This window comes from Lysobacter sp. KIS68-7, from assembly GCF_021284745.1.
Lineage (GTDB): Bacteria > Pseudomonadota > Gammaproteobacteria > Xanthomonadales > Xanthomonadaceae > Noviluteimonas.
Genome location: NZ_CP089925.1, coordinates 1,918,665 through 1,941,327, shown reverse-complemented (window position 1 = coordinate 1,941,327; position 22,663 = coordinate 1,918,665). Strand labels below are relative to the sequence as shown.

Annotated in this window: 21 protein-coding genes; 5 read left to right on the top strand and 16 right to left on the bottom strand. The window is 67.9% G+C overall.

Annotated features, from left to right (window positions below; all coding sequences use genetic code 11):
• Window positions 1-13: 13 nt before the first annotated feature.
• Window positions 14-2,902 (bottom strand): EAL domain-containing protein, encoded by a 2,889-nt coding sequence (locus tag LVB87_RS09440; RefSeq protein ID WP_232897726.1) that lies wholly within the window; start codon window positions 2,900-2,902, stop codon window positions 14-16.
• Between the two features lie 227 nt (window positions 2,903-3,129).
• Here LVB87_RS09440 and LVB87_RS09435 point away from each other — a divergent pair, with 227 nt between their 5' ends.
• Genes LVB87_RS09435 through LVB87_RS09415 form a run of 5 tightly spaced genes read left to right on the top strand, consistent with a single transcriptional unit; the run spans window position 3,130 to window position 7,535 of the window.
• A complete protein-coding gene (locus LVB87_RS09435; protein ID WP_232897725.1) occupies window positions 3,130-3,693 on the top strand; it encodes an RNA polymerase sigma factor in 564 nt (187 codons plus the stop codon).
• Complete coding sequence (locus LVB87_RS09430) at window positions 3,690-4,610, top strand: hypothetical protein (protein WP_232897724.1); 921 nt, start codon at window positions 3,690-3,692, stop codon at window positions 4,608-4,610. Before LVB87_RS09435 ends, LVB87_RS09430 begins: the two co-directional genes overlap by 4 nt.
• A complete protein-coding gene (locus tag LVB87_RS09425; RefSeq protein ID WP_232897723.1) occupies window positions 4,607-5,194 on the top strand; it encodes a YigZ family protein in 588 nt (195 codons plus the stop codon). The genes LVB87_RS09430 and LVB87_RS09425 overlap by 4 nt, the downstream gene beginning before the upstream one ends.
• Complete coding sequence (locus LVB87_RS09420) at window positions 5,194-6,954, top strand: ABC transporter transmembrane domain-containing protein (RefSeq protein ID WP_232897722.1); 1,761 nt, start codon at window positions 5,194-5,196, stop codon at window positions 6,952-6,954. The genes LVB87_RS09425 and LVB87_RS09420 overlap by 1 nt, the downstream gene beginning before the upstream one ends.
• Before the next feature lie 2 nt (window positions 6,955-6,956).
• A complete protein-coding gene (locus LVB87_RS09415; RefSeq protein ID WP_232897721.1) occupies window positions 6,957-7,535 on the top strand; it encodes an HD domain-containing protein in 579 nt (192 codons plus the stop codon).
• Here the strand turns inward: LVB87_RS09415 and LVB87_RS09410 are convergent, their stop codons facing one another.
• The 15 genes from LVB87_RS09410 to lepA form a co-directional block, all read right to left on the bottom strand.
• On the bottom strand, window positions 7,536-9,137 hold the full coding sequence (locus LVB87_RS09410) for an acyl-CoA dehydrogenase family protein (RefSeq protein WP_232897720.1): 1,602 nt from the start codon (window positions 9,135-9,137) through the stop codon (window positions 7,536-7,538).
• 57 nt (window positions 9,138-9,194) lie between these two features.
• On the bottom strand, window positions 9,195-10,100 hold the full coding sequence (locus LVB87_RS09405) for a hypothetical protein (RefSeq protein WP_232897719.1): 906 nt from the start codon (window positions 10,098-10,100) through the stop codon (window positions 9,195-9,197).
• Window positions 10,101-10,411: 311 nt separating this feature from the next.
• Window positions 10,412-10,618, bottom strand: coding sequence for a cold-shock protein (locus tag LVB87_RS09400; protein WP_232897718.1), 207 nt, complete (start codon window positions 10,616-10,618; stop codon window positions 10,412-10,414).
• Window positions 10,619-10,731: 113 nt separating this feature from the next.
• Window positions 10,732-11,484 (bottom strand): S-methyl-5'-thioinosine phosphorylase, encoded by a 753-nt coding sequence (locus LVB87_RS09395; protein ID WP_232897717.1) that lies wholly within the window; start codon window positions 11,482-11,484, stop codon window positions 10,732-10,734.
• Between the two features lie 2 nt (window positions 11,485-11,486).
• Window positions 11,487-12,044: a hypoxanthine-guanine phosphoribosyltransferase gene (locus LVB87_RS09390; RefSeq protein ID WP_232897716.1), complete on the bottom strand. Its 558-nt coding sequence runs from the start codon at window positions 12,042-12,044 to the stop codon at window positions 11,487-11,489.
• The gene (nagZ, locus tag LVB87_RS09385; RefSeq protein ID WP_232897715.1) at window positions 12,041-13,039 is read right to left on the bottom strand and encodes a beta-N-acetylhexosaminidase; all 999 of its coding nucleotides are present in this window, start codon (window positions 13,037-13,039) and stop codon (window positions 12,041-12,043) included. Before nagZ ends, LVB87_RS09390 begins: the two co-directional genes overlap by 4 nt.
• A 39-nt stretch (window positions 13,040-13,078) precedes the next feature.
• Window positions 13,079-14,413 carry a 23S rRNA (uracil(1939)-C(5))-methyltransferase RlmD gene (gene rlmD, locus LVB87_RS09380; protein ID WP_232897714.1) on the bottom strand — a complete coding sequence of 445 codons (1,335 nt, stop codon included), beginning with the start codon at window positions 14,411-14,413 and terminating at the stop codon, window positions 13,079-13,081.
• 47 nt (window positions 14,414-14,460) lie between these two features.
• Window positions 14,461-15,090: a YdbL family protein gene (locus LVB87_RS09375; protein WP_232897713.1), complete on the bottom strand. Its 630-nt coding sequence runs from the start codon at window positions 15,088-15,090 to the stop codon at window positions 14,461-14,463.
• 10 nt (window positions 15,091-15,100) lie between these two features.
• On the bottom strand, window positions 15,101-17,122 hold the full coding sequence (locus tag LVB87_RS09370) for a hypothetical protein (RefSeq protein WP_232897712.1): 2,022 nt from the start codon (window positions 17,120-17,122) through the stop codon (window positions 15,101-15,103).
• A 19-nt stretch (window positions 17,123-17,141) separates the two neighbouring features.
• Window positions 17,142-17,876: a DNA repair protein RecO gene (gene recO / locus LVB87_RS09365; protein ID WP_232897711.1), complete on the bottom strand. Its 735-nt coding sequence runs from the start codon at window positions 17,874-17,876 to the stop codon at window positions 17,142-17,144.
• Window positions 17,877-18,773 (bottom strand): GTPase Era, encoded by an 897-nt coding sequence (gene era, locus LVB87_RS09360; protein ID WP_232897710.1) that lies wholly within the window; start codon window positions 18,771-18,773, stop codon window positions 17,877-17,879. It abuts the gene before it with no gap.
• 48 nt (window positions 18,774-18,821) lie between these two features.
• A complete protein-coding gene (rnc, locus tag LVB87_RS09355) occupies window positions 18,822-19,499 on the bottom strand; it encodes a ribonuclease III (protein ID WP_232897709.1) in 678 nt (225 codons plus the stop codon).
• A complete protein-coding gene (locus LVB87_RS09350) occupies window positions 19,486-19,863 on the bottom strand; it encodes a DUF4845 domain-containing protein (protein ID WP_232897708.1) in 378 nt (125 codons plus the stop codon). The genes rnc and LVB87_RS09350 overlap by 14 nt, the downstream gene beginning before the upstream one ends.
• Before the next feature lie 42 nt (window positions 19,864-19,905).
• Window positions 19,906-20,703, bottom strand: a complete 798-nt coding sequence (lepB, locus tag LVB87_RS09345) for a signal peptidase I (protein WP_232897707.1) — start codon at window positions 20,701-20,703, stop codon at window positions 19,906-19,908.
• A 51-nt stretch (window positions 20,704-20,754) separates the two neighbouring features.
• Complete coding sequence (gene lepA / locus LVB87_RS09340) at window positions 20,755-22,548, bottom strand: translation elongation factor 4 (protein ID WP_232897706.1); 1,794 nt, start codon at window positions 22,546-22,548, stop codon at window positions 20,755-20,757.
• Window positions 22,549-22,663 lie beyond the last annotated feature (115 nt).

Below are 22,663 nucleotides of genomic sequence, written 5' to 3'. Positions count from 1 at the left end.
TAAACCCGGCTCGTCAAGACGCGGTTACAGGCCTCGGCTTCCCGAACAGATAGCCCTGCCCGCTCACGCACCCCAGCCCGATCAGGGCATCGCGTTGCGCTTCGGTTTCGATGCCTTCGGCGATCGTGTCGATGCTCAGCGTGCCGGCCAGCGCCAGGATCGCGCGGATCACCGCCAGGCTTTCCGGCTGCGCCGTGGACAAACCGGCGATGAAGCTGCGATCGATCTTCAAACACTCGATCGGGAAGTGGTGCAGGTACGACAGCGCGGAGAAGCCCGTGCCGAAGTCGTCCAGCAAGGCGAGCACGCCGTGGTGGCGCAGGTTGCTCAGCGTGCGCAGCGCACGCGGGGCGTCGTCGAACAGTGCGACTTCCGTGATCTCGATGCGCAGGCGCTTCGGATCCACGTTGCAGGCTTCGAGCAAGCCCAGCAGGCGCTCGGCGAAATCCGGCGAGCGGAAGTGGCGCGGCGAGACGTTCACCGACACATAGCCCTCGGTGCGCGCAGTCGCCATGTCCTGGATCACGCGCGCATACATCAGCCAGTCGACCTGTTCGATCAGGCCGCTGTCCTCGCCCACGCCGATGAACTCGCCCGGCGCGAGGATGCCGCGCTTGTCGTGGCGCCAGCGCAGCAGCGCTTCGTGGCCGAGCACGGTGCCGTCGGCGATGCGCACGATGGGCTGGTAATGCGGTTCGAAGGCGTCGCCGTTGATCGCGCGGCGCAGGTCGGCTTCGAGGTCGAGGATGCGCGTGGCTTCGTCGCGCATGGCTTCGTCGAACACGGCGCTGCGGTCGCGGCCCGCGCTCTTGGCGCGGTACATCGCGGCGTCGGCGTCGCGCAGCATGTCTTCGCCGCTGCGGTAGCGCGGCACCCACAGGGCGATGCCGATGCTCGCGGTCGGGAACAGTTCGCGGCCGGCGATCCACACAGGCGCACCGAGCGCACCGAGCACGCGGCCAGCGAGTTCTTCCGCCATGCCCTGCCCGTCGATCTGTTCGACCAGGATCGCGAATTCGTCGCCGCCCAGGCGCGCAACGGTGTCGCCGCCGCGCACGGCCGCCACGATGCGGCGTCCCGCTTCGATCAGCAGTTCATCGCCGACCGCGTGGCCCACCGAGTCGTTGACCAGCTTGAAGCGGTCGAGGTCGAGGAACAGCACGGCGAAGGTGCGGTGTTCTTCGCTCGCCGGATCCGACGCGCGGGCGCGCTGGATCGCCAACGCCAGGCGTTCCAGCAACTGCGCGCGATTCGGCAAGCCCGTGAGCGTGTCGTGCTGCGCCTGGTGCGTCAGTCGGCGCTCGGCGTGCATGCGCTCGCCGATCTGCGCCATGAGCTCGGCGTTCGCCGCGGCGAGTTCGCGCGTGCGCGACTCCACGCGGCCTTCGAGTTCGGCGTGCGCCGTCTTCAGGCGATCCTGCGCCTGCTTGCGCTCCAGGCCGCTGCCGATGTGGTGCGCCACGAAGGTGAGCAGTTCCTGGTCGCGCGGGGTGAAGGCCACCGCCGGCGAATAACTCTGCACCGCGATCACGCCCACCACGTTCTCGTCGCGGAACAGCGGCACGCCCAGCCAGTTGTGCGAAAGCGTACCGCTCGTCTTCGCCTTGCCCTCGCGTTCCAGCGCTTCGATCGCCGCGCGGTCGGCCAGGCACGGGAGCCCGGTGCGGATGACGTATTCGGTCATGCCCATGCCGAACTTGCGGCGCGGGCGGCTGGGGTCGCGTTCGTCGATGGAGTACGGGAACTCCAGCTCGTCGCCGTCGCCGGCCAGCAGCGCGATGTAGAAGTTGCGCGCGTACAGCAGCTCGCCCACCACGTCGTGCACTTCGGCGTAGAAGCGCTCGAGGCTTTCGGAGGTGATCGACAACTCGGCGATGCGGAACAGCGCGCGCTGCAATCGTTCGGCGCGCTGGCGCTCCACGATCTCCGCCTGCAGGACGCGGTTGGCTTCCTGCAGCGCGTGCGTGCGTTCTTCCACGCGGCGTTCGAGTTCGCTGCGCGCCTGGCGGCGGTCGAGCGCGGTGAGGATGTGCTGCGCCACGTAGCTGAGCAGCGCGCGGTCTTCGTCGGTGTAGCTCGCGCGGTGTTCGTAGCTTTGCACCACGATGGCACCGCACACGCCGCCTTCGCGCCGCATCGGCACGCCGAGCCAGTCTTCCGAATCGGGGCCGTGCGAGGGATCGTGCGGAATCTGCAGGCGCGCACGCAGCGCGGCCGACGGACCCAGCAGCGGTTCGCCATGCTTGAGCAGCGCCATCGTCAGGCTGGTCGGGATTTCCGACAGCGGGATCTCGTGCGTCGGATCGGCGATGTAGGGATCGTGGCGATCGGCGAAGTAGAGGAAGCGCAGCGACTGCCGCACTTCGTCGTACAACACCATGTAGCAGTTCTCGGCGTACATCAGGCCGCCGACCACCGCGTGGATGCGGCGGAGCATCTCCTGCATCTCGAGCTGCGAGCCGGCGAGGTCCGCGATTTCGTACAGCGCCTGCTGCAGGCGCTCGCTCTTTTCCAGCGTCGCGATGCGGGCCTTTGCCTGCCAGGCGTCGAGCGAGGCGGCCACGGCGCTGCGCGCCATCGCCTGCCAGCCCTGCCGCATCGGCGCGATCACGCCCGAGGCGCCCTGGGCGGCGAGCACGATCTCGATGCCGTGGTCGGAAGTCCAGTGGTCGAGGATCTCGGCGTCCTGCGCGCGGCCCTTCTTGCCGAGCATCGCCAGCGCACGGGCGACGAGCGAGGCCGGCGCGGTTTCGTCGGCCGAATAGAAATCCTGGCCCGGCTCGCGCCAGCACACCACGAAGCGCGCATCCGGCGGCAGCAGTTCGCGGACCGTGCGCGCAAGCGCAGGCCCTGCCGACTGCGCAGCAGGCGCGGTCGTCCCAGCGAGCTCCGGGCTACGCACGTTGACTTCTTCCCCCCCAACCATGGGGCCAGCATACACAGTCCGAGCGAGCCCGCACCTGCCGGAATGGCGAGGATCGGCAACGGTCGCGTGAACGGGATGAACGGTGGTAGCGGGGGGTGGTCGAACCCCGCGGGCCGATTTCGACCGTTCCAGAGTCCATGGCCGCCGCCCTCCCTGCATTCAGCTGCTTCCCGCCTCCCTCGCCACCCCGTAACCTGCGCGCCATGGACGAGGGGGTCGAGGCCAGCGACGAGCGTTTGATGCTGGACTGGGTCGCCGGAGATGCGGCCGCGTTCGAGCAGCTGTATGGCCGCCACCGCACGCGCCTGTATCGCTTCCTGCTGCGGCACCTGCGCGACAATGCGCTGGCCGACGAGATGTTCCAGGACATCTGGCAGAAGGTGATCGGCGCCCGCAGCGGCTGGGCCCCGGACGCGCCCTTCGGCACCTGGCTTTACCGGATCGCGCACAATCGCCTGGGCGATCATTGGCGGGCGCTGAAACACCGGCCGCCGGCGCCCGACGATGCCGACGAACGCGCCATGCGCGTGCCCGACCCGGAAACGCCGGAGCGCGTGCTTTCGGAATTCGAACAACGCCGGCGGCTGCAGCTCGCACTGGATGCGCTGCCGCCGGAGCAGCGCGAAGTGGTCGTGCTGCGCCTGGAACAGGAACTGTCACTGGAGGAGATCGGCGAGATCACCGGCGTGGGCCGGGAGACCGTCAAATCTAGGCTGCGCTACGCGATGGACAAGTTGCGCGCGGGCCTGGGATCGGAAACGACATGAGCACGCATGACGAACACGCCGGCAACGGACTGACGCCCGAAGAGCGCGCGCTCGCGCAGCGCCTCGCGCGGCTGGGTCCGCATGCGGAGCCGTCGCCCGCGCTCGACGCGAAGATCCTTGCAGCGGCGCATGCAGCCGCGGAGCCCGAGCCGATCCGCCCGCGCCGCAGGGAGGGCCGCAAGGCCGCGACCTGGCCGACGGTGTTCGGCTTCGCCGCATCGCTTGCGCTCGCCTGCGGCATCGCGTGGCAGTTGCGCCCTTTGCCGAACGTGCCGAGCGCCGCGCGCCCCAGCGGCGGCGACGACGCCGTCGAATTCAAGAAGACCGAGCCCTCGATGTCGGTGCAATCCGTGCCGCGCAGGAAGCTCGAGATTCCCGAAGCGCCGCCGCCCGCAGCGCCGCCGCGCCCGATGCCGCGCACTGCGGTCCGTCCGCCGACGGAAGAGGAGCGCCAGGAAAAGCCCCAGGCCTTCGAAGCGCCCGCCATCGTGCTCGACGAAGCGGTGCATCCGCGCCAGGCCGCTGCCGCGGCGGCGCCCGCCCCTCCGCCGCCGCCTGCGGAAGCGGCCAACGCCGCGGCCGACATGGTCGTCGAACTTCCGCCCAATGCCCCCGCACCTGCGGCCGCCCCCGCCGCGAAGGCGGCCGCCGCCGCGAGCCTCGGTGCCCTGCAACGCGCCGCCGACCAGGCCGAGCGCGCGCGCGAAGAAGCCGAACCGCAATACGCCGAGCCCGACGAAGAAGTCGTCCCGCCCGCCACCACCGGCAGCCCGGAAGTGCGCGACGCCTGGCTGCAACGCATCCGCGAATTGCAGAAGGCGGGCAACGTGGAAGACGCGCGCGTGAGCCTGAAGGCCTTCCGCAAGCGCTACCCGGAATACGTCATCCCCGAAGACCTGCGACCGCTCGAGAAATGAGCGACACCCTGGCCTCGCCCGCCTCGCACGCGATCGAGGTGAAGCACAGCCGTTTCCTCGCGCAGGCCGTGCCGGTGGAATCGACCGAACAGGCGCTCGCCTTCCTGGCCGATACCGCGCGTACGCCCGCGACGCATCACTGCTGGGCCTATCGCATCGGCAACGACTACCGCTCCAGCGACGACGGCGAACCTGCGGGCACCGCCGGCCGCCCGATCCTTGCGGCGATCGACGGCCAGGGCTTCGATCGCGTCATGGTGGTGGTCACGCGCTGGTATGGCGGCGTGAACCTCGGCGCGGGCGGGCTCGTACGCGCCTATGGCGGCGCCGCGGCCGAATGCCTGCGTACCGCGCCGCGCCGTGCACTGATCGATTACCGCGAACTCATCGTGCAGGCCGGCTTCGAAGACACCGGCGCCGTGCACGCCGCCCTGGCCGCGCACGGGGCGGAGCGCCTGGACGAAGCGTTCGACGCCGACGGCCTGCGCGTCCGCCTGCGTCTGCCCGCCGACCGCGTGGACGCCCTGGCCGCCCAATTGCGCGACGCCACGCGCAATCGCGCGCGCATCGGGGACAATGGCTGATGGCATCGACCTCCGAACCGACATACAAGGGCCGCCTCGGCAGCCTGCGTGCGCTGTGGCCGTTCGTGCAGCGCCAGCGCGGCTTGTTCATCGCCTGGCTGTTGTCGCTGGGCGCCTCCTCCGCCGCGACGCTCACCCTGCCCGTCGCCGTGCGCCGCATGATCGACCACGGGTTCAACAGCGCGTCGAACATCGATGCGACCTTCGCGATTCTGTTTGCTTGCACGAGTGCGCTGGCGCTGGCCACCGCTGCGCGTTTCTTCTTCGTCTCGCTGCTGGGCGAGCGTGTCGTCGCCGATCTGCGCGAACGCTTGTACGGCCACCTGATCGGACTGGACCCTGCGTTCTTCGAAACCACGCGCAGCGGTGAACTGGTCTCGCGCCTGTCCGCAGATACCGAACTGCTGCGCAGCCTGGTGGGTTCCAGCATTTCCGTGGCGCTGCGCAGCTTCGTGATGGTGCTCGGCAGCATCGGCATGATGTTCGTGACGAGCCCGCGCCTGGCGACCTACACGCTAGTCGGCATTCCGCTGTTCGTGCTGCCGATCGTGCTGGGCAGCACGCGGCTGCGGAAGATTTCGCGACAGAGCCAGGACCGCGTGGCCGATGCGAATGCATTGGCGAGCGAAGTGCTCGGCAACATCCGCACGGTGCAGTCGCATGCGCGCGAGCCTTACGAGCGTGGTCGCTTCATCGACGCCGTGCAGCGCGCGGTGGCGACGGCGCGCAAGCGCATCGGCATGCAGGCCATCGTGACCGCGGTGGCGATGACGGCGTTCTTCGGCGCGATCATCATCGTGTTGTGGTCCGGCGCGCACGATGTCGTGGCCCATCGCATGAGCGCCGGTACGCTCGGCCAGTTCCTGCTGTACGCCATGCTCGGCGGCGGTTCGGTCGGCGCACTCGCGGAAGTGTGGAACGACGTACAGCGTGCCTCCGGCGGCATGGGGCGCATCAACGACCTGTTCTTCGAACAGCCGCAACTGGTGGCGCCTGCGAATCCCGTCCCGCTGCCGACGCCCTTGCGCGGCGAGATCGCGATGGAGGACGTCTCCTTCCATTACCCGACACGCGCAGATGCCCCGGCACTCGAAGGCTTCACTCTGCGCGTGGCGCCGGGCGAGACGGTGGCGCTGGTCGGCCCCTCGGGCGCAGGCAAGAGCACCGTCTTCGCGTTGCTGCTGCGCTTCCATGATCCGCAGCAGGGCGCGATCCGCATCGACGACGTCGACCTGCGCGCGCTGGATCCTGCACAACTGCGCGAAGCCATCGCCCTCGTCCCGCAGGCACCGACGATCTTCGCCGCCACCGCCGCCGACAACATTCGTTACGGGCGCTTGAACGCGACCGACGATGAGGTCGCGCAGGCCGCGCGTTCCGCCGAAGCGCACGAGTTCGTCACCGCCCTGCCCCAGGGCTATGCGAGCGAACTCGGCGAACGCGGCGCGCGCCTGTCCGGCGGCCAGCAGCAACGCATCGCCATCGCGCGCGCCTTGCTGAAAGACGCCCCGATCCTGCTGCTCGACGAAGCCACCTCCGCGCTCGACGCGCAGAGCGAGCGCGCCGTGCAGCACGCGCTGGAAAACCTGATGCAAGGCCGCACCACGCTCGTGATCGCCCACCGCCTGGCCACTGTTCTTAAGGCCGACCGCATCGTCGTGATGGACCGCGGCCGCATCGTCGCCGAAGGCACGCACGCGCAGCTGCTCGCGCAGGGTGGCCTGTACGCGGAACTGGCCAAGCTGCAATTCCTGGATTGACCATGCAATACATCATCGACTTCATCCTCGAACTCGATCGCCTCAAAGGCGTGACGCGCAAGTCCAAGCCCATCGGCCTGGACCGCTACGAGAATTCGGCCGAGCACAGCTGGCAGATCGCACTGTTCGCCGCCTCGATGTCGGAGTTCGCCGAACCCGACATCGACCTGCATCGCGTCGTCTCCATGCTGCTGGTGCACGACATCGGCGAAATCGATACGGGCGACACTATCGTTTACGCAGAGGAAGGTCTGGCCGAACGCAAGGCCGCCGAACGCGTGGCGGTGGAACGCATCTTCGGCATGCTTCCGAACGCGCAGGGCGCGAAGTTCCTGGCGCTGTGGGAAGAGTTCGAAGACGGCGAGACGGCGGAAGCGCGCTTCGCCCATGCGGCTGATCGCGCGATGCCCGTGCTGCTGAACCTCGCGCAGGGTGGCGGTAGTTGGGTGGAGAACGGGATCAGCTACGAGCGCGTGGTGCGCAAGGTTGGTCCGCCGATCGAAGCGGGGTGTCCGGCGTTGTGGGCGTGGCTTGCGCCGCAGCTGGAAGAAGGTCGCGCTAAGGGATTCTTCGGTGCGTAATCACGGCAAGGCGCGCGCCAACGCCTCGTCGATCGCCACACCCGCAGGCAAGGTCCCGAACGCGAGCCCATGCTCGCCCGCCAGCCGACTGAAGCAGAACGCTTCCGCGAGCGGATGGGAGGCCAACAGCAACACCGCCGCCTGCAAGGCGAGCGCCATCCGTTCGACGAGATATCGCGCCCGGCCCTCTTCAGGCTTGCGCATCGCTTCGCGCAACCAGATCACTTCCTCGTCGAGCGTCGGATGCAGGCCCATCGGCAGCTCCGCGAAGAACGCCTCGGCGCACTCCGGCTCCTTCTGCAACGCGCGCAGCACGTCGAGGCACTGGATGTTCCCGCTGCCTTCCCAGATGGAATTGAGCGGCGCCTGCCGATACAAACGCGGCAGCAACGACTCCTCCACGTAACCCGCGCCACCGAGACATTCCTGCGCCTCGTTGACGAAAGCCGGCGCGCGCTTGCAGATCCAGTACTTCCCGATCGCCGTGGCGATGCGCGCGAACGCCGCCTCGGACGGCACATCGCCCGCCGCATCCACCGCACGCGCCACGCGCATCGACAACGCGAGCGCCGCCTCCGCCTCGATCGCCAGGTCCGCCAACACATTGCGCATCAACGGCTGCTCGACCAACACCTTGCCGAACGCCCGCCGATACCGCGTGTGGTGCATCGCCTGCGCGAGCGCCATGCGCATCTCCGCCGCCGACCCGAGCATGCAATCCAGCCGCGTGAGCATGACCATCTCCAGGATGGTCGCCACCCCGCGCCCCTCATCGCCGACGCGCTGCGCCCACGCCCCCTGGAATTCGACTTCCGACGACGCATTCGACCAATCGCCCAGCTTGTCCTTCAGCCGCATCAGCGTGAAGGCATTGCGCGCACCGTCCGGCAAGCGGCGCGGCAACAGGAAACACGTGAGCCCGCCGGGCGCCTGCGCGAGCACGAGGAAGCCGTCCGACATCGGCGCCGAGAAGAACCACTTGTGCCCCGTGAGCGCGTACTCGCCGTCACCGGCGAGCGCCACCGCGCGCGTGGTGTTGGCGCGCACATCGGACCCGCCCTGCTTCTCCGTCATGCCCATGCCGAGCGTGACGCCGCGTTTGTCCGCGATGGGCAACTCGCGCGGGTCGTAATGCGGCGCGGCAGCTTTGTTGCGCCACTCACTCAAGGCCGGCGCATGCGCGAGCGTGGGCACGGCGGCGTGCGTCATGGTGAGCGGGCAACTGGTGCCGGGTTCGACCTGGTGGTGCAGATAGCTCAGCGCCGCGCGCGCGACGTGCGCACCGGGTTCGGGCGTGCGCCATGACAAACCGGCGACGCCGTTCTCGATCGCGGCGCGCATGAGCGTGTGGTAGTTCGGGTGGAATTCGACGCGGTCGATGCGGGTGCCGAAGCGATCGTGCGTGCGCAGGCGCGGGCGGTCGCGGTGGGCGTCGAAGGAGAGTGCGTAAATCGTGTCGCCAGCGAGTCTTGCGTAGGCGGCGAGATGGTTCGCGAAAGGCCCTGCGCCTTCTCGGAGGACGGCTTCGCGCAAGGCGAGGTCATCGGTCCACAGGTCGCGCGGGGCGAATTCGGGGGGCTGGTTGTCGGGGCGCTCGTCCATGGCGGTCTGACGATACACCGAGGGCAAGAGCAGAGCGTGACACGAGAGTGCAGCCGCTCATTGCTTCCGCTTCGTTCGACCATTGACTGTCGTCATCGCGACGCCCTGCGTCGTGGTGATGCGCAGTTCGGTGGATTCCACCAGACCAGTGGCGCGGTCGAAGACAATGTCGCCCTCCTCGACCTGCTCGAAATCAGGCGCCCTGCACCCTTTCTCTCCCGCGTCGGCCTTGGCCGCGCGACGATATTGGATGGTCGCCAGGTGCGCGTCCGTCCGTGTCGGGTCCAGCCAGAAATACAGCGGCGCAGGCATGACGCCGCATTCGGAGTTGAAGAAAGCCGACGGCACCTCCTGGACTTCCCCGGGTTTGTAGGACCGGCCCACCAAAGCGGTGAGGTCCCACCATTCCCGTCGCGTGGCTTCCATGGCAGCCACGCTCAGGTTTTGGTCCAGGATCTTTTCGACGAGGGCATCCATCTGCGCCCTCCATGGCGCGCGCTGATCCTCGGGAAGCGCGTCGATCTGGCTCCGCATCACGGACTCAAGCCCAGGTTTGCCCGCCTTCTTGAGTTGCACCGACAGTTCGGGGTCGACGTGCAGCCCGACCATCCGACCCGTGGCATCCAACTCGACGCGCGTCGGAGAGGCATCGGAGAGCTTGAACATTGGCTGCAGCGCGTTGGCGCGAGCCGGATCCCCCTCGATCATTTCGATACGCGAGCCTTGGTTCTCCACGAGCATCTCGAAGCCCGAGTTGGACGCCCCGACGATGCGATGGACTTCGGTCGTCGTGACCCGATAGGACGACTTGGCAACACCGTTCTCCTGCTCGGTGACAAGACTTCCCTCGTAGGCGGTCTCGGAACCCAGCGTCCATGGCACGGGCCATCGAACCGTGTCATCGGATGCGTATGCGATCGAAGCCAGACAACCGAACAGGAGCGAGACAACGATGCGGATCATGACCGACGCTCCTGATTGTGGAGATGTGTTTCGATCTTGAACCCACGATAGCAAGGCCGCGCCCGCGTCACGCGCAGAGGACCGACACGCAGTCCGTTGTCGCGACTGCAGGGCGGCCATGGATGGCCACCCGGGCGGAGCTCCGGTTGCAGGATGCGGCTTGTAGGCGCTCCGACAGGCGCGATAACGGACTGCGGGGCGGTCCGACGTTCTGGTGTCGCAGCCGTTCCCCGCTTCTCAATCGGCCAGAAAAAAACCCCGCCAAAACTCCGGCGGGGTCTTTAGCGGACGTCTTGTCGCGTCCTTATGCCTCAGGCAACGGGCATCACGCCAGCCGCCTGCGCGCCCTTCGGGCCCTGCACGACGTCGTAGCTGACCCGCTGGCCTTCCTGCAGGCTGCGGAAGCCCTTGGAACTGATCGCCGAGTAATGCACGAACACATCGGCGCTGCCGTCTTCCGGAGCGATGAACCCGAAACCCTTAGCGTCGTTGAACCACTTCACGGTGCCGTACTGCATAACCTGTGTGACCTCGTCTGGATGCGGTGAAGTGCGCCAGGCGCGGGGGCATCCTTGCGCACGGCGCGAGTATGCATGGAAGACCCCGCTTCGCAACACCACCTCGACCCCGGTCACCCCGCCAATATTGCTCGCAACAACGGCGGGATTCCGCTGGAAGCGGTTTCAACATTGGCCAGCACTTCGGCCATCGTGATCTCCGCATCGCCGCTACAGCCGGCAGCCCAATTCGCGACGATCGAAAGGCACGCATATTGCAGGCCCAATTCGCGCGCGAGCCCTGCTTCGGGCATGCCGGTCATGCCCACCAGGTCGCAACCATCGCGGCGCATGCGCGCGATCTCCGCCTTCGTCTCCAGGCGCGGGCCTTGGGTGGCGCCGTAACAACCGCCATCGACCAAAGCGACGCCCGCTCGCTGCGCTGCAGCGAGGATCTGCGCGCGCAGTCCGGGGGTATAGGGATCGCCGAAGTCGACGTGCAACACGTCGGTGCCCGGCTCTTCGCTGAGGGTCGAGATGCGGCCCCAGGTGTAGTCGATCAACTGGTCCGGCAGCGCGAGCACCGTGGGCCCGAAGCGCTCGGTGATCCCGCCCACCGTGTTGAGCGCGACGATGCGCGAGGCGCCGATCATCTGCAGCGCGACCAGGTTGGCGCGGTAGTTGATCTTGTGCGGGGGCACGCCGTGTTCTTCGCCATGGCGGGCCAGGAAGGCGACGCGCTTGCCGCCCAGCATGCCCACGCGCACCGGGCCGGAGGGAAACCCGTAACGGGTTTCCGGCAGGTGCGACTCCACGTGTTCCAGTTCGGCGATCCGGTACACGCCGGTGCCGCCGATGACGGCGAGGGCGAGGTCGTCGTGTCGCATGCTCACTCCCGGAGGGCGTAGATCGCGGGCAGGTTGCGGCCCTGTTCGTAGTAGTCCATGCCGTAGCCGTAGACGTAGCGGTCCGGCACGCGCAGGCCCGCGTAGTCGGCCACCAGGTCGGGGACGCAGCGGTTGTGCTGCTTCACCGCGAGCGCGGCGATGCGGACTTCGGCGGCGCCTTCGGCGCGCGCCCATTCGCGGACCTGGAACAGCGTGTGGCCTTCGTCGACGATGTCGTCGACCAGCAGCACGCGGCGGCCGCGCAGCGCGGTCGCGGGGCGGTGCTTCCAGTGCAGCTCGCCACCGGAGAGCGCGCCGCGGTAGCGCGAGGCATGGAGGTAATCGAATTCGAGGTCGAGGCCGCGTTCGCCGATGGCGAGCGCGAGCTGCCCCGCGAACGGCAGGCCGCCGTGCATCACCGTCAGGTACAGCGGCACCGAGCCGGCGTAGTCGTTGCGAATGCGTACCGCCATCTCGCCGATGGCGCGCTCGATGGCCTTGCGGTCGTGGACGACGTCCGAGCGCTTCAGCGCATCGGCGAGCGCAGGCACCGCGCTCATGCGATGCCGCCCCCGAGGCGCGTGCTCGCATCGTGGTAGCGCGCGTCGGCGATCAGGCCTTCCCACGCAAGTGGGCCGCGGCCGATCAGGCCGGCGAGCGCCATGGTGTTGAGGTTGCGGCCTTCGACGGCAGCGAGCGATTCGGGCACGAGTTCGGGATGGCAGACCAGCACCACGTCGCAACCGGCATCCAGGTGCGCGTCGATGCGCGACTTGATGCCGCCCGCGGAGAACGCGGCGGCCATGCCGATGTCGTCGGAGAACACGACGCCCTTGAAGCCCATCTCCTTGCGCAGGATCTCGTCGATCCAGCGCGACGAGTAGCCCGCCGGTTCCGGCGCGACCTTCGGGTACACCACGTGCGCCATCATCACCGCGTCGGCACCGGCGTCGATGCCGGCGACGAAGGGGATGAGGTCGAGCGCGCGGATGTCATCGAGCTCGCGCGGGTCGACGGCATCGTCGTAATGCGTGTCTTCCAGCACCGAACCATGCCCGGGGAAATGCTTGAGCGTCGCGGCCATGTTCGCGGCGTGCATGCCTTCGACATACGCGCGGGTGAATTCCGCGACGATCTGCGGGTCGGCGGAGAACGCGCGGTCGCCGATGGCGCGATTGCCGCGGCCCAGGTCCACCACCGGCGCGAAGCTCAGGTCCACGTTGCTGGCGCGGATCTCGCTCGCCATCAGCCAGGCGTGTTCCTTCGCGAGTTCGATCGCGCGATCGGGCTGGCTTCCGTAGAGCTTGCCGAAGCCTTCCAGCGACGGCAGTGCGCTGTAGCCCTCGCGGAAGCGCTGCACGCGGCCGCCTTCCTGGTCCACGCAGACCAGCTGCGGGCGCGGCGTGGCTTCGCGGATGGCCTGCGAGAGCTCGGCCACCTGGGCGCGCGAGGCGAAGTTGCGCGTGAAGAGGATCACGCCGGCGCACGCGGGATGCTGCAGCCAGTCGCGCTCCTGCGCGGTGAGTTCCTTGCCGGCGATGCCGATCACGAGCATGCGGGGGTGTCCTTCTGGTTCGATCGTCGGATCATACGTTCAGCGTGGTTCGAACATCGCGATGCTCTCGACATGCGCGGTGTGCGGGAACATGTCCATCACGCCGGCGGCGCGGAGCTTCCAGCCGCGTTCGTTGACGAGGTAGCCGGCGTCGCGGGCCAGCGAGGCCGGGTGGCAGCTCACGTAGACGATGCACTTGAGGCCGCCGAGCGGCAGTTGCTTGAGCACGACGTCGGCGCCGGAGCGCGGCGGGTCGAGCAGCAGGCGGTCGAAGCCGGCGCGCATCCAGGCGTGGTTGGCGAGGTCGGTCGCCAGGTCCGCCGCGTGGAAGTCGACGTTCGTCAGCTGGTTGTGTTCGGCGTTCTCGCGGGCGCGGCGGATCAGGCCGGCATCGCCTTCCACACCGACCACCTCCCCCGCCGTGCGCGCGAGCGGCAGCGTGAAGTTGCCCAAGCCGCAGAACAGGTCGAGCACGCGGTCGCCCGGCTGCACGTCGAGCAGGTCGAGTGCGCTGGCGATCATCTTGCGGTTGAGGCCTTCGTTGACCTGGATGAAGTCGAGCGGGCGGAACTGCAGTTCGATGTTCCAGTCGGGCAGCGTGAAGGCGAGCTTCGGGCCGTGCGGCCAGAGCGGATGCACGGAGTCGAGGCCGCCGGGCTGCAGGAAGATCGCGAAGTCGTGTTCCTGCGCGAAGGCGGTCAGCGCGGCCTGGTCGCGTTCGGACATCGGTTGCAGGTGGCGGAAGATCAGCGCGGCGGTGTCGTCGCCCGCGATGAATTCCACCTGCGGGATATCGCTGCGGCCGTCCATGCCATCGATCAACGCGGACAGCGCGGCGATCTTCATGCCGATGCGCGGGATCACGGTGTGGCATTCGCGCAGGTCGGCGACGTAGCGGCCGTCCTGTTCGCGGAAGCCGACGAGCGTCTTGCCCTTCTTCTCCACGCGACGCACGGAGAAGCGGCCCTTGCGGCGATACCCCCACGCGGCATCGGTGAGCGGCGGGAGCACGCGTTCGGGCGTGACGTGGCCGATGCGTGCGAGGTTCTCCATCAGCACGCGCTGCTTGGCGTGGATCTGCTTGTCTTCGTCCATGTGCTGCAACGCGCAGCCGCCGCAGGTGCCGAAGTGCGGGCAGCGCGCGGGCACGCGATCCGGAGAAGCCACGCGCACTTCGAGCGTGCGCGCTTCATCGAAGTGGCGATGGCGTTCGGTGAGCTGCGCGACGACGGTTTCGCCAGGCAGTGCGCCGGAGATGAAGACCGCCTTGCCGGCGCCTTCCTGTTTGGGATCGGGACGGCGGGCAACGCCGCGGCCGTCGTGCGTGAAGTCGGTGATCGCGACTTCGAAGGGGGTTTGATCGATACGGGCCAAGGGACTGCGCGGCGGGTTCAGGGCCGCGCATTATCCCCCGGGGCGGCTTACTTCTGCTTCCAGCCGCCGCTCTTGTCCTGGTACCACCAGCCGCCGCGGGCGCTGTCCACCCACTGCTTGGCGAAGACGTCGCGGATCTGCGCTTCCCATTCCGGGTGCCCGTTGGCCACGGCGACCTCTTTGTAGAGCGCCTTGCGGTCGCGGTTGTCGTCGGCCACGGCCGTCTGCATGCCCGCGCGGTCCTTGAGCTCGAGCGAGCCGGGCTCGCGCAGCACCACCATGCCGTCCTTGCCGAAGCCGAGCGCGCCGAGGTCGAAGCCCTTGCGCAGCGAGGCGTCGAAGCGCGAGGCCATGCGGGCCTGGATGGCCTGGATCGCGGGCGACTTGATCGAGATGTCGGGCTGGCCCTGCGCGTACGCACTGCCGATGCCGATCAGGCTCAGCGGGTCGATGCGCTGCAGCAGGCTGGCCATGCCGCCGCTGCCACCTTCGGGCTTCTTCTCGGGCGTGGTCTCGACGGGCGTCGCCGGCACCGCGTCGGGGCCGATCACCTTCTCGACGAACTCCTTCGCCGCTTCCTTGGCCTCGGCGGCCGGGAAGTACACGTTGATCGTGACGCAGGCGCTGAGCGCCCACAGCGAAGCCACCGAAACTCCCATCCAGCGTGCCGATTTCATGTCGTCTCCTTCATTCGACCACCGGGCTGACTTCGCCACTGCCGACCGCACTCAGGCGCTCGACGAACGTGGGCCAATCGACCAGGCGGTTGTGGCCGATGACCGTCAGGCGCGGGAGCCCCGCACCTTCGACGATAGTAAATGTGTCGCCCCCTGAATGGAGGCCGCGCATGTCGCAGACCTCGTTGACCAGGTGGCATCCGATGGCGAGGCGCTTGTAGCCGAAGTCGTCGAACAAACCGATGAGCTGGCCCTGGATGGAGGTCATCAGCGAGTTGCCGCCCACGCTCGAAATGCTCTGCACGGCGCGCTGGCTGATGCGCTGGCGCAGGCCGGGCTTCGGGTCGGTGTGGAGTTCGGCGTCGAAGGCGGTGACGGACCAGTCGACCAGGCGGAGCTGGTCGATGGTCCCGTCCAGGCGGCCGGTGATGCTGCCGAAGTCGAACACTTCGGTGAGCGAGAGCAGGTCCAGGTCGTCGATGCGCAGGTCGGCGGCGAGCGTGGGGGCCACGCCGAAGGGGCGTTCCATCGAGAGCGAGGACACATCCACGCGCCCGTCGAACATCGCCATCGACAGTCCGCCTTCGAAATCGAGCTTCTCGTTGGCGTAGTGCGCCCGCGGCAGGTGGCCGGTGAGCTGGCCGCGGAAGACGGGCCAGTCCAGGGCGGTGGCGAGTTGCGAGATATCGAGCTTATCGACGCTCAGGCCGAAGATCGCTTCGGCGCCCTTTCCGTCGGCAGGCGGGCGCAGGGTCATGTTGTCGAAGCGCAATGCGCCGCCGAGGAGCGGCACCGACACGGCTTGCGTCAGCGAGACCGCGCCGCCTTCGCTGCGCATCGGCAACTTCGCCGCGCCGAACTTCAGGCCGTACAGCACGCCGTCGTGCCATTGCAGGGCGCTCTCGATGGGCCAGGTGCGCGAGAAACGCAGCGTGCCGTCGAGGCCGTGGAAGGCGAAGCGTTGGTCGGTGGGTTCGACGATGTCCACGTGGTGCGGGACGAAGTCGAAGGCATGCAAGGCGCCGTTGTCCACGCGCACCTGCGCATCGAGCGAGCCGGTGAGCGCGAGGTCCGAGACGCCGGCGATGCCGAGCAGGCCGGTGAGGTAGCGGTCGCGGACGGGGGCGAGGTCGTCGCTGTGGATCGTCAGGTCGAGCGTGCGCAGGTTCGCTTCGGCGTCGAGGGCGGCACTGCCGGCGACATGCAGCGCGCCGTCGTCGGCCCAGTCGATGCGCGACAAGGTCCACGCGCCTTCGCGTGATTCGCCGCGGATGGAGAGTCGGATCGGCGTGGCAGGCAGCGCGACGTACACGCTGCCTGCGAGGAATTCGCCGCCGTGCAGCGTGCCGTCGAGTGAAAGCAGCGATGGATGCGGTGCGTCGTAAATCCTGTAGTCGAAGTCGAAGGTGCCGGCGAGCTTGTCGCTGGCGATCGTCGCGTCGGTGGTTTCGAGTTTGACGCCGGCGGCGTTCAATCGACCGGTGATTTGCAGCGGACCTTTCGACGGTGCGGCAACATCGACGCGCCCATCGAGCGTGCCGCCCTGCAGGCGCGCATCGGCCCAGGATTGTTCGAGCAGGCTTTGCGCCCAAACGATGGGCACGCGGGTCAGGTCGATGCGCGTGAGATCGGGCGTGGCGGTGGCGCGGTGCATCGCAATCGTCGAACGCTTGTCGCCGAAGGTGCCGCGCAGGCCGGCTTCGTCGAAGGCGATCGCGAGGCGAAACGACTTGCCCGCGCTGCGCAACGTGCCGTCGCAGGCCCAGCCCACGGTGTCGATGCGTTGCAACGGACACGTCCACGCGATGTGGCGTGCATCGATGCCGAGGTCCGCCGCCTGTACGCGCTCGGCCTGCAGCGACAAGGTGCCTTGCGTTGCGCCCTCGGGCCATTCGAGCTGCACGTGCACGGTGTCGAGCGTGGCGACCGGCAAGCGGAGCTTCGCGACGTCCGCTTCGAGCGTGCGCGCCTGCGCGGTGCCGGCCAGGGCCGACATCCACAGCAGGGCAAGCAGGCGCGTCCGATGCGTCATGGCGGCGGAGGATAGCGTGCTAAGGCGAACGCGGCTTCGACAGGCGACCGAGTTCGGCCAGCATGTCCCAGGACTTCAGGCCGCGCGGGCCCAGGTGGTAGGCGAGAACCTCGCGGAGCGCGCGTCGCAGGCTGGCGAGGTCGTCGGTGTCGGGCATCTCGTCGGCGGCCAGGGACAGCAGGGCGCGGCCCGTGGCGGTGGTGTCGCGATCGCCCGCGCGTTCGCTACGCATGCGGCGCGGGCCGTGTTCGGGATCGAGGCGGTAGCGGGCGGCGGGGTCGATCGGATGATCGTCGCCGTCGACGTCGAGCGAGAGGCCGAAGCCCAGCGCTTCGAGCAGGTCGCGTTCGAAGCGGCGCAAGGTCCAGGCGATGGGATCGTCGCTGCCGAGCCGCGCGCGCACCAGGCCATACGCGTCGAACAACTCGGGCAAGGCGTCGCCGCGCGGCGCGAGGCGCAGCACGAGTTCGTTGACGTAGAACGAGGCGAGCGAGGCGTCGCCCTGCAGCAAGGGAGCGGCATCGAGCGCTTCGGCGTTGCGCAGTTGCGCGAGTTCGCCCTGTTGCACCGCTTCCAGTCGGATGCGCTGCATCGGTTGCAGCGCGGCGCGCAGGACATGTTTCTTCGGGCCCGTCACGCCGCGCGCGACGAGACCCAACCTGCCGTGTTCTTCACTGAGGACTTCGACGAGCAGGCTCGTTTCGCGCCATGCGCGCGCATGCAGCACATACGCGGCTTCGCCGACGATGCGCACTCAGTCGTGGTAGCCGAGGGTGCGCAGCGCCGCTTCGTCGTCCGACCAGCCTTCGCGCACGCGGACCCATGTTTCCAGGAACACCTTGTTGTCGAACAGGCGTTCCATCTGCACGCGCGCGCGGCTGCCAATCTCGCGCAGGCGTTCGCCGCCCTTGCCGATCACGATGGCCTTCTGCCCTTCGCGTTCCACCCAGATCACCGCGCCGATGCGCAGCATCTTGCCGTCGACGGCGAACTGTTCGATCTCCACCGTCGTGGCGTACGGCAGCTCCGCGCCCAGCAGGCGCATGAGTTGTTCACGCACGAGTTCGCCGGCGAGGAAGCGCTGGCTCTTGTCGGTGATTTCGTCTTCCGGGTACAGCGCAGCCTGTTCGGGGACGAGCTTGAGCACGTCGTCGACCAGCGCTTCCAGACCCTTGCGCTTGAGCGCGGAGATCGGATGCACGGCGGCGAAGTCGCGCTCGCCCGCGACCTTCGCGAGGAAGGGCAGCAACTGCGTCTTGTCCTTGATGCGGTCGACCTGGTTGACCGCGAGCACCACCGGCACGCCCGCTTCCTTCAGGGCGTCGTAGGCGAGCGTGTCTTCGTCGTCCCAGCGGCCGGCTTCGATCACGAGCACGGCGGCGTCCACGCCTTCGAGCGCACCGCGCGCGGCGCGGTTCATCATGCGGTTCATCGCGCGCTTTTGTTCGCGATGCAGGCCGGGCGTATCGACCAGCATCAGCTGGCCGTGCGGGAAGGTGGCGATGCCGAGCAGGCGGTGGCGCGTGGTCTGCGGGCGATTGGAGGTGATGCTGATCTTGAAGCCGACCAACGCATTGACGAGCGTCGATTTGCCGACGTTCGGGCGACCGATCACGGCAACGTGCCCGGCGCGGAAGGGGGAGGATTCCATGGGGCGCGATTCTACGCGGAAGGGACGCCGCCTCCCCTCACCCCGACGCTACGGCGTCGGATCCACCTGGGCCAGGACGCGCTCGGCCGCCGCTTGCTCCGCGGCCCGGCGCGAGCTGCCCGTGCCTTCGCATTCCAGCGCCGGGTCGGCGATGGCGCAGGCCACGAGGAACTGCTTGGCGTGTTCGTCGCCGGTTTCGGCGATGAGGCGGTACACCGGCAGCGGCTTGCCGCGCCCCTGCAACCATTCCTGCAGGCGGGTCTTCGCGTCCTTGCCGAGCTTGTTGGGCGGCGGCAGCGCGGCGATCGCGGTGTCGAACCAGGGCAGCACGGCGTCGCGGCATTTCTCGAAGCCGGCGTCGAAGTAGATCGCACCGACGATCGCTTCCACCGCGTCGGCGAGGATCGAGTCGCGGCGATGGCCGCCGGATTTCATTTCGCCGGGGCCGAGGATCAGGTGTTCGCCGAGCCCGAGCGTGCGGGCGATGGTGGCGAGCGAGGATTCGCGCACGAGTTCGGCGCGGGCACGCGTGAGCGTGCCTTCGTCGGCCTTCGGCCAGTGCGTGTAGAGGGCTTCGGCGACGAACAGGTTGACCAGTGCGTCGCCGAGGAATTCCAGGCGCTCGTTGTGCAGCGCCGCGGCGCTGCGATGCGTCAGCGCCTGGGCGAGCAGGCCCGGATCGACGAAGTCGTATCCGGGCAGGCGCAGGCGATCAGTCCGGACCACCGTGCGTCAGGTCCTTTGCCGCTTCGAATCTGCCGACCACGTCGAGGTTGGAGATGAGCTCGCGGCGCACCTCGTAATTGACGGTCATGTGCCAGCCGCCGGGCGCGCGTTCGATCTTCACGTTCTCCGCCTTCACGTTCTCCGAGTAGTTCACGTACAGGCGGCGGAAGAACAGGTTGCGGATGCGCTCGGGCGAGGCGTTGGCGATGCCCGGCTCGAGCGCCAGGCCCTGGAGCGATTTCTTGACCGCGTAGTACTCCATGTACATCGGCACCACCTTCATGCCGACGAAGATGAAGATGCCGGCCACGGCCAGGATCAGGATGAACCCGAGCAGCGTGATGCCGCGTTGCGTGCGTTTCATGTTGTCCCCTCCCCAAGGTCGCGTTGTCTTGCCGATGCCGTATTACGGGATGTTCGAGCCGATCCTCGAGAAATCCACGCCGCCGGCATCCATGTCGAAATTCAGCCAGATCAGGAAGGCCTTTCCGCGGAGGTTTTCCTCCGGCAGGAAGTGCGTCGGCCAGAATCGGCTGTCCTCAGAATTATCACGATTGTCGCCCATCACGAAATAGTTGCCGGGCGGCACGACCCATTCGCCATCCCCTTGCATGCCGAACGGATAATCCTCGTGTTCCAGGACGGGGTGCGGGCGGCCGGGAAGCGCTTCCTCCAGCAGGTCCGCGCCGGTCATCTCCGCACCCTTCCCCTTGCCCACATATTGGCCGATCGGGCGGTACTTGAAGGCGACACCGTTCACGTACACGGTGTTGTCCCGGTAGGCGACGGTGTCGCCCGGCAAGCCGACCACGCGCTTGATCCAGTCCTGGTCGGGGTGGTGCGGCGGGCGGAAGACCACCACGTCGCCGCGCTTGGGCTCGCCGATGTCGAGGAACTTCTTGTTGGTGATCGGCATCCGCAGCCCGTAGGCGTACTTGTTGACCAGGATGAAGTCGCCGATCAGCAGCGAGGGCATCATCGAGCTGGAGGGGATGCGGAAGGGCTCGGCGACGAAGCTGCGCAGGCCCAGCACGACCGCCAGCACGGGGAAGAAGGCCCGCGAGTAGTCGACCAGCAACGGTTCCTTCTCATCGAGCAAGCCCGCCCGCTCGGCGCGGGCCTTGGCGAAGAACAGCTTGTCCCCCAGCCAAATGATCCCGGTGAGCAGGGTCAGCACTACCAGGATCGTTTCGAACCACACCATGCCAGCTCCTATGCGCGTCGCCCGGCCCGGGGGACCCCGGCCGGCGCAAGCTTACTTGTTGTCGACCTGCAATACGGCGAGGAAGGCTTCCTGCGGGATTTCGACCCGGCCGACCTGCTTCATCCGCTTCTTGCCTTCTTTCTGCTTCTCGAGGAGCTTCTTCTTGCGGGTCGCGTCGCCGCCGTAGCACTTGGCCAGCACGTTCTTGCGAAGCGCCTTGACCGTGCTGCGGGCGATGATCTGCGAGCCGACGGCGGCCTGGATGGCCACGTCGAACATCTGCCGCGGAATCAGCTCGCGCATCTTCTCGGTGAGGTCGCGGCCGCGGCGGTCGGCGTGGGCGCGGTGGGTGATGATCGACAGCGCATCCACCTTGTCGCCGTTGATCAGCGTGTCCACGCGCACGAACGGGCCGGCCTGGAAGCGCACGAAGTGGTAGTCCAGCGAGGCGTAGCCGCGCGAGACCGACTTCAGGCGGTCGAAGAAGTCGAGCACCACTTCGGCCATCGGCAGCTCGTAGCTGATCTGCACCTGGCTGCCCATGTAGGTGATGCCGACCTGCGAGCCGCGCTTCTCTTCGCACAGCGTGATCACGTTGCCGACGTAGTCCGGCGGGGTGAGCACGTTGGCGCGGATGATCGGTTCGCGGATCTCTTCGATGTGGTTCACCGGCGGGAGCTTGGCCGGGTTGTCCAGCGGCATCACGCTGCCGTCGGTCTTGAGCACTTCGTAGATCACCGTGGGCGCGGTGGTGATCAGGTTGAGGTCGTATTCGCGCTCCAGGCGCTCCTGCACGATCTCCAGGTGCAGCATGCCGAGGAAGCCGCAGCGGAAGCCGAAGCCCATCGCCTCGGAGCTTTCCGGTTCGAAGCGCAGCGCGGCGTCGTTGAGGCGCAGCTTTTCCAGCGCTTCGCGCAGCGCGGGGTAGTCCTCGGCATCCACCGGGAACAGGCCGGCGAACACGCGCGGCTGCATTTCCTGGAAGCCGGGCAGCGGGGACTTCGCCGGGTCGCTGGCCAGGGTGAGCGTGTCGCCCACCGGCGCGCCGTGCACGTCCTTGATCGAAGCGGTGATCCAGCCCACCTCGCCCGCGCCGAGCTTCGGCAGCGGCTTGCGCTTGGGCGTGAACACGCCGACGGAGTCCACCAGGTGCGTGCGGCCGGTGGACATCACCAGCATCTTGGTGCCGGGCACGATCTCGCCCTGCATCACGCGCACGAGGCTGACGACGCCGAGGTAGTTGTCGAACCACGAGTCGATGATCAGCGCCTGCAGCTTGTCGGTGTCGCGCGGCTTCGGCGGCGGGATGCGCTGCACGATGGCTTCGAGCACGTCCGGCACGTTCAGGCCGGTCTTGGCGCTGATGGACACGGCGTCTTCGGCGTCGATGCCGATGACGGCTTCGATTTCCTTCTTGACGCGGTCGATGTCGGCCGTGGGCAGGTCGATCTTGTTGAGGACCGGGACGACTTCCAGGCCCTGTTCCACCGCCGTGTAGCAGTTGGCGACCGATTGCGCTTCCACGCCCTGTGCGGCGTCCACGACGAGCAGCGCGCCTTCGCAGGCGGCGAGCGAGCGCGAGACTTCGTAGCTGAAGTCCACGTGGCCCGGCGTGTCGATGAAGTTCAGCTGGTAGGTGATGCCGTCCTTCGCCGTGTACGGCAGCGAGACGGACTGCGCCTTGATGGTGATGCCGCGCTCGCGCTCGATGGGATTCGAGTCGAGCACCTGCGCCTCCATCTCGCGGGCTTCGAGCCCGCCGCAGAGCTGGATGATGCGATCGGCCAGCGTCGATTTGCCGTGGTCGACGTGGGCGATGATGGAGAAATTGCGAATGTGCTGCATCGAATGGCGAAGGCCTGAAAAAAGCGCGGCATTATCGCACAGCGCCCCTCCCCGCCCCGTTTGGTGCCGTCGGGGCGGGGGCGATGCAGTGCCGGCCCTGGCCGGGCCGGCGTGC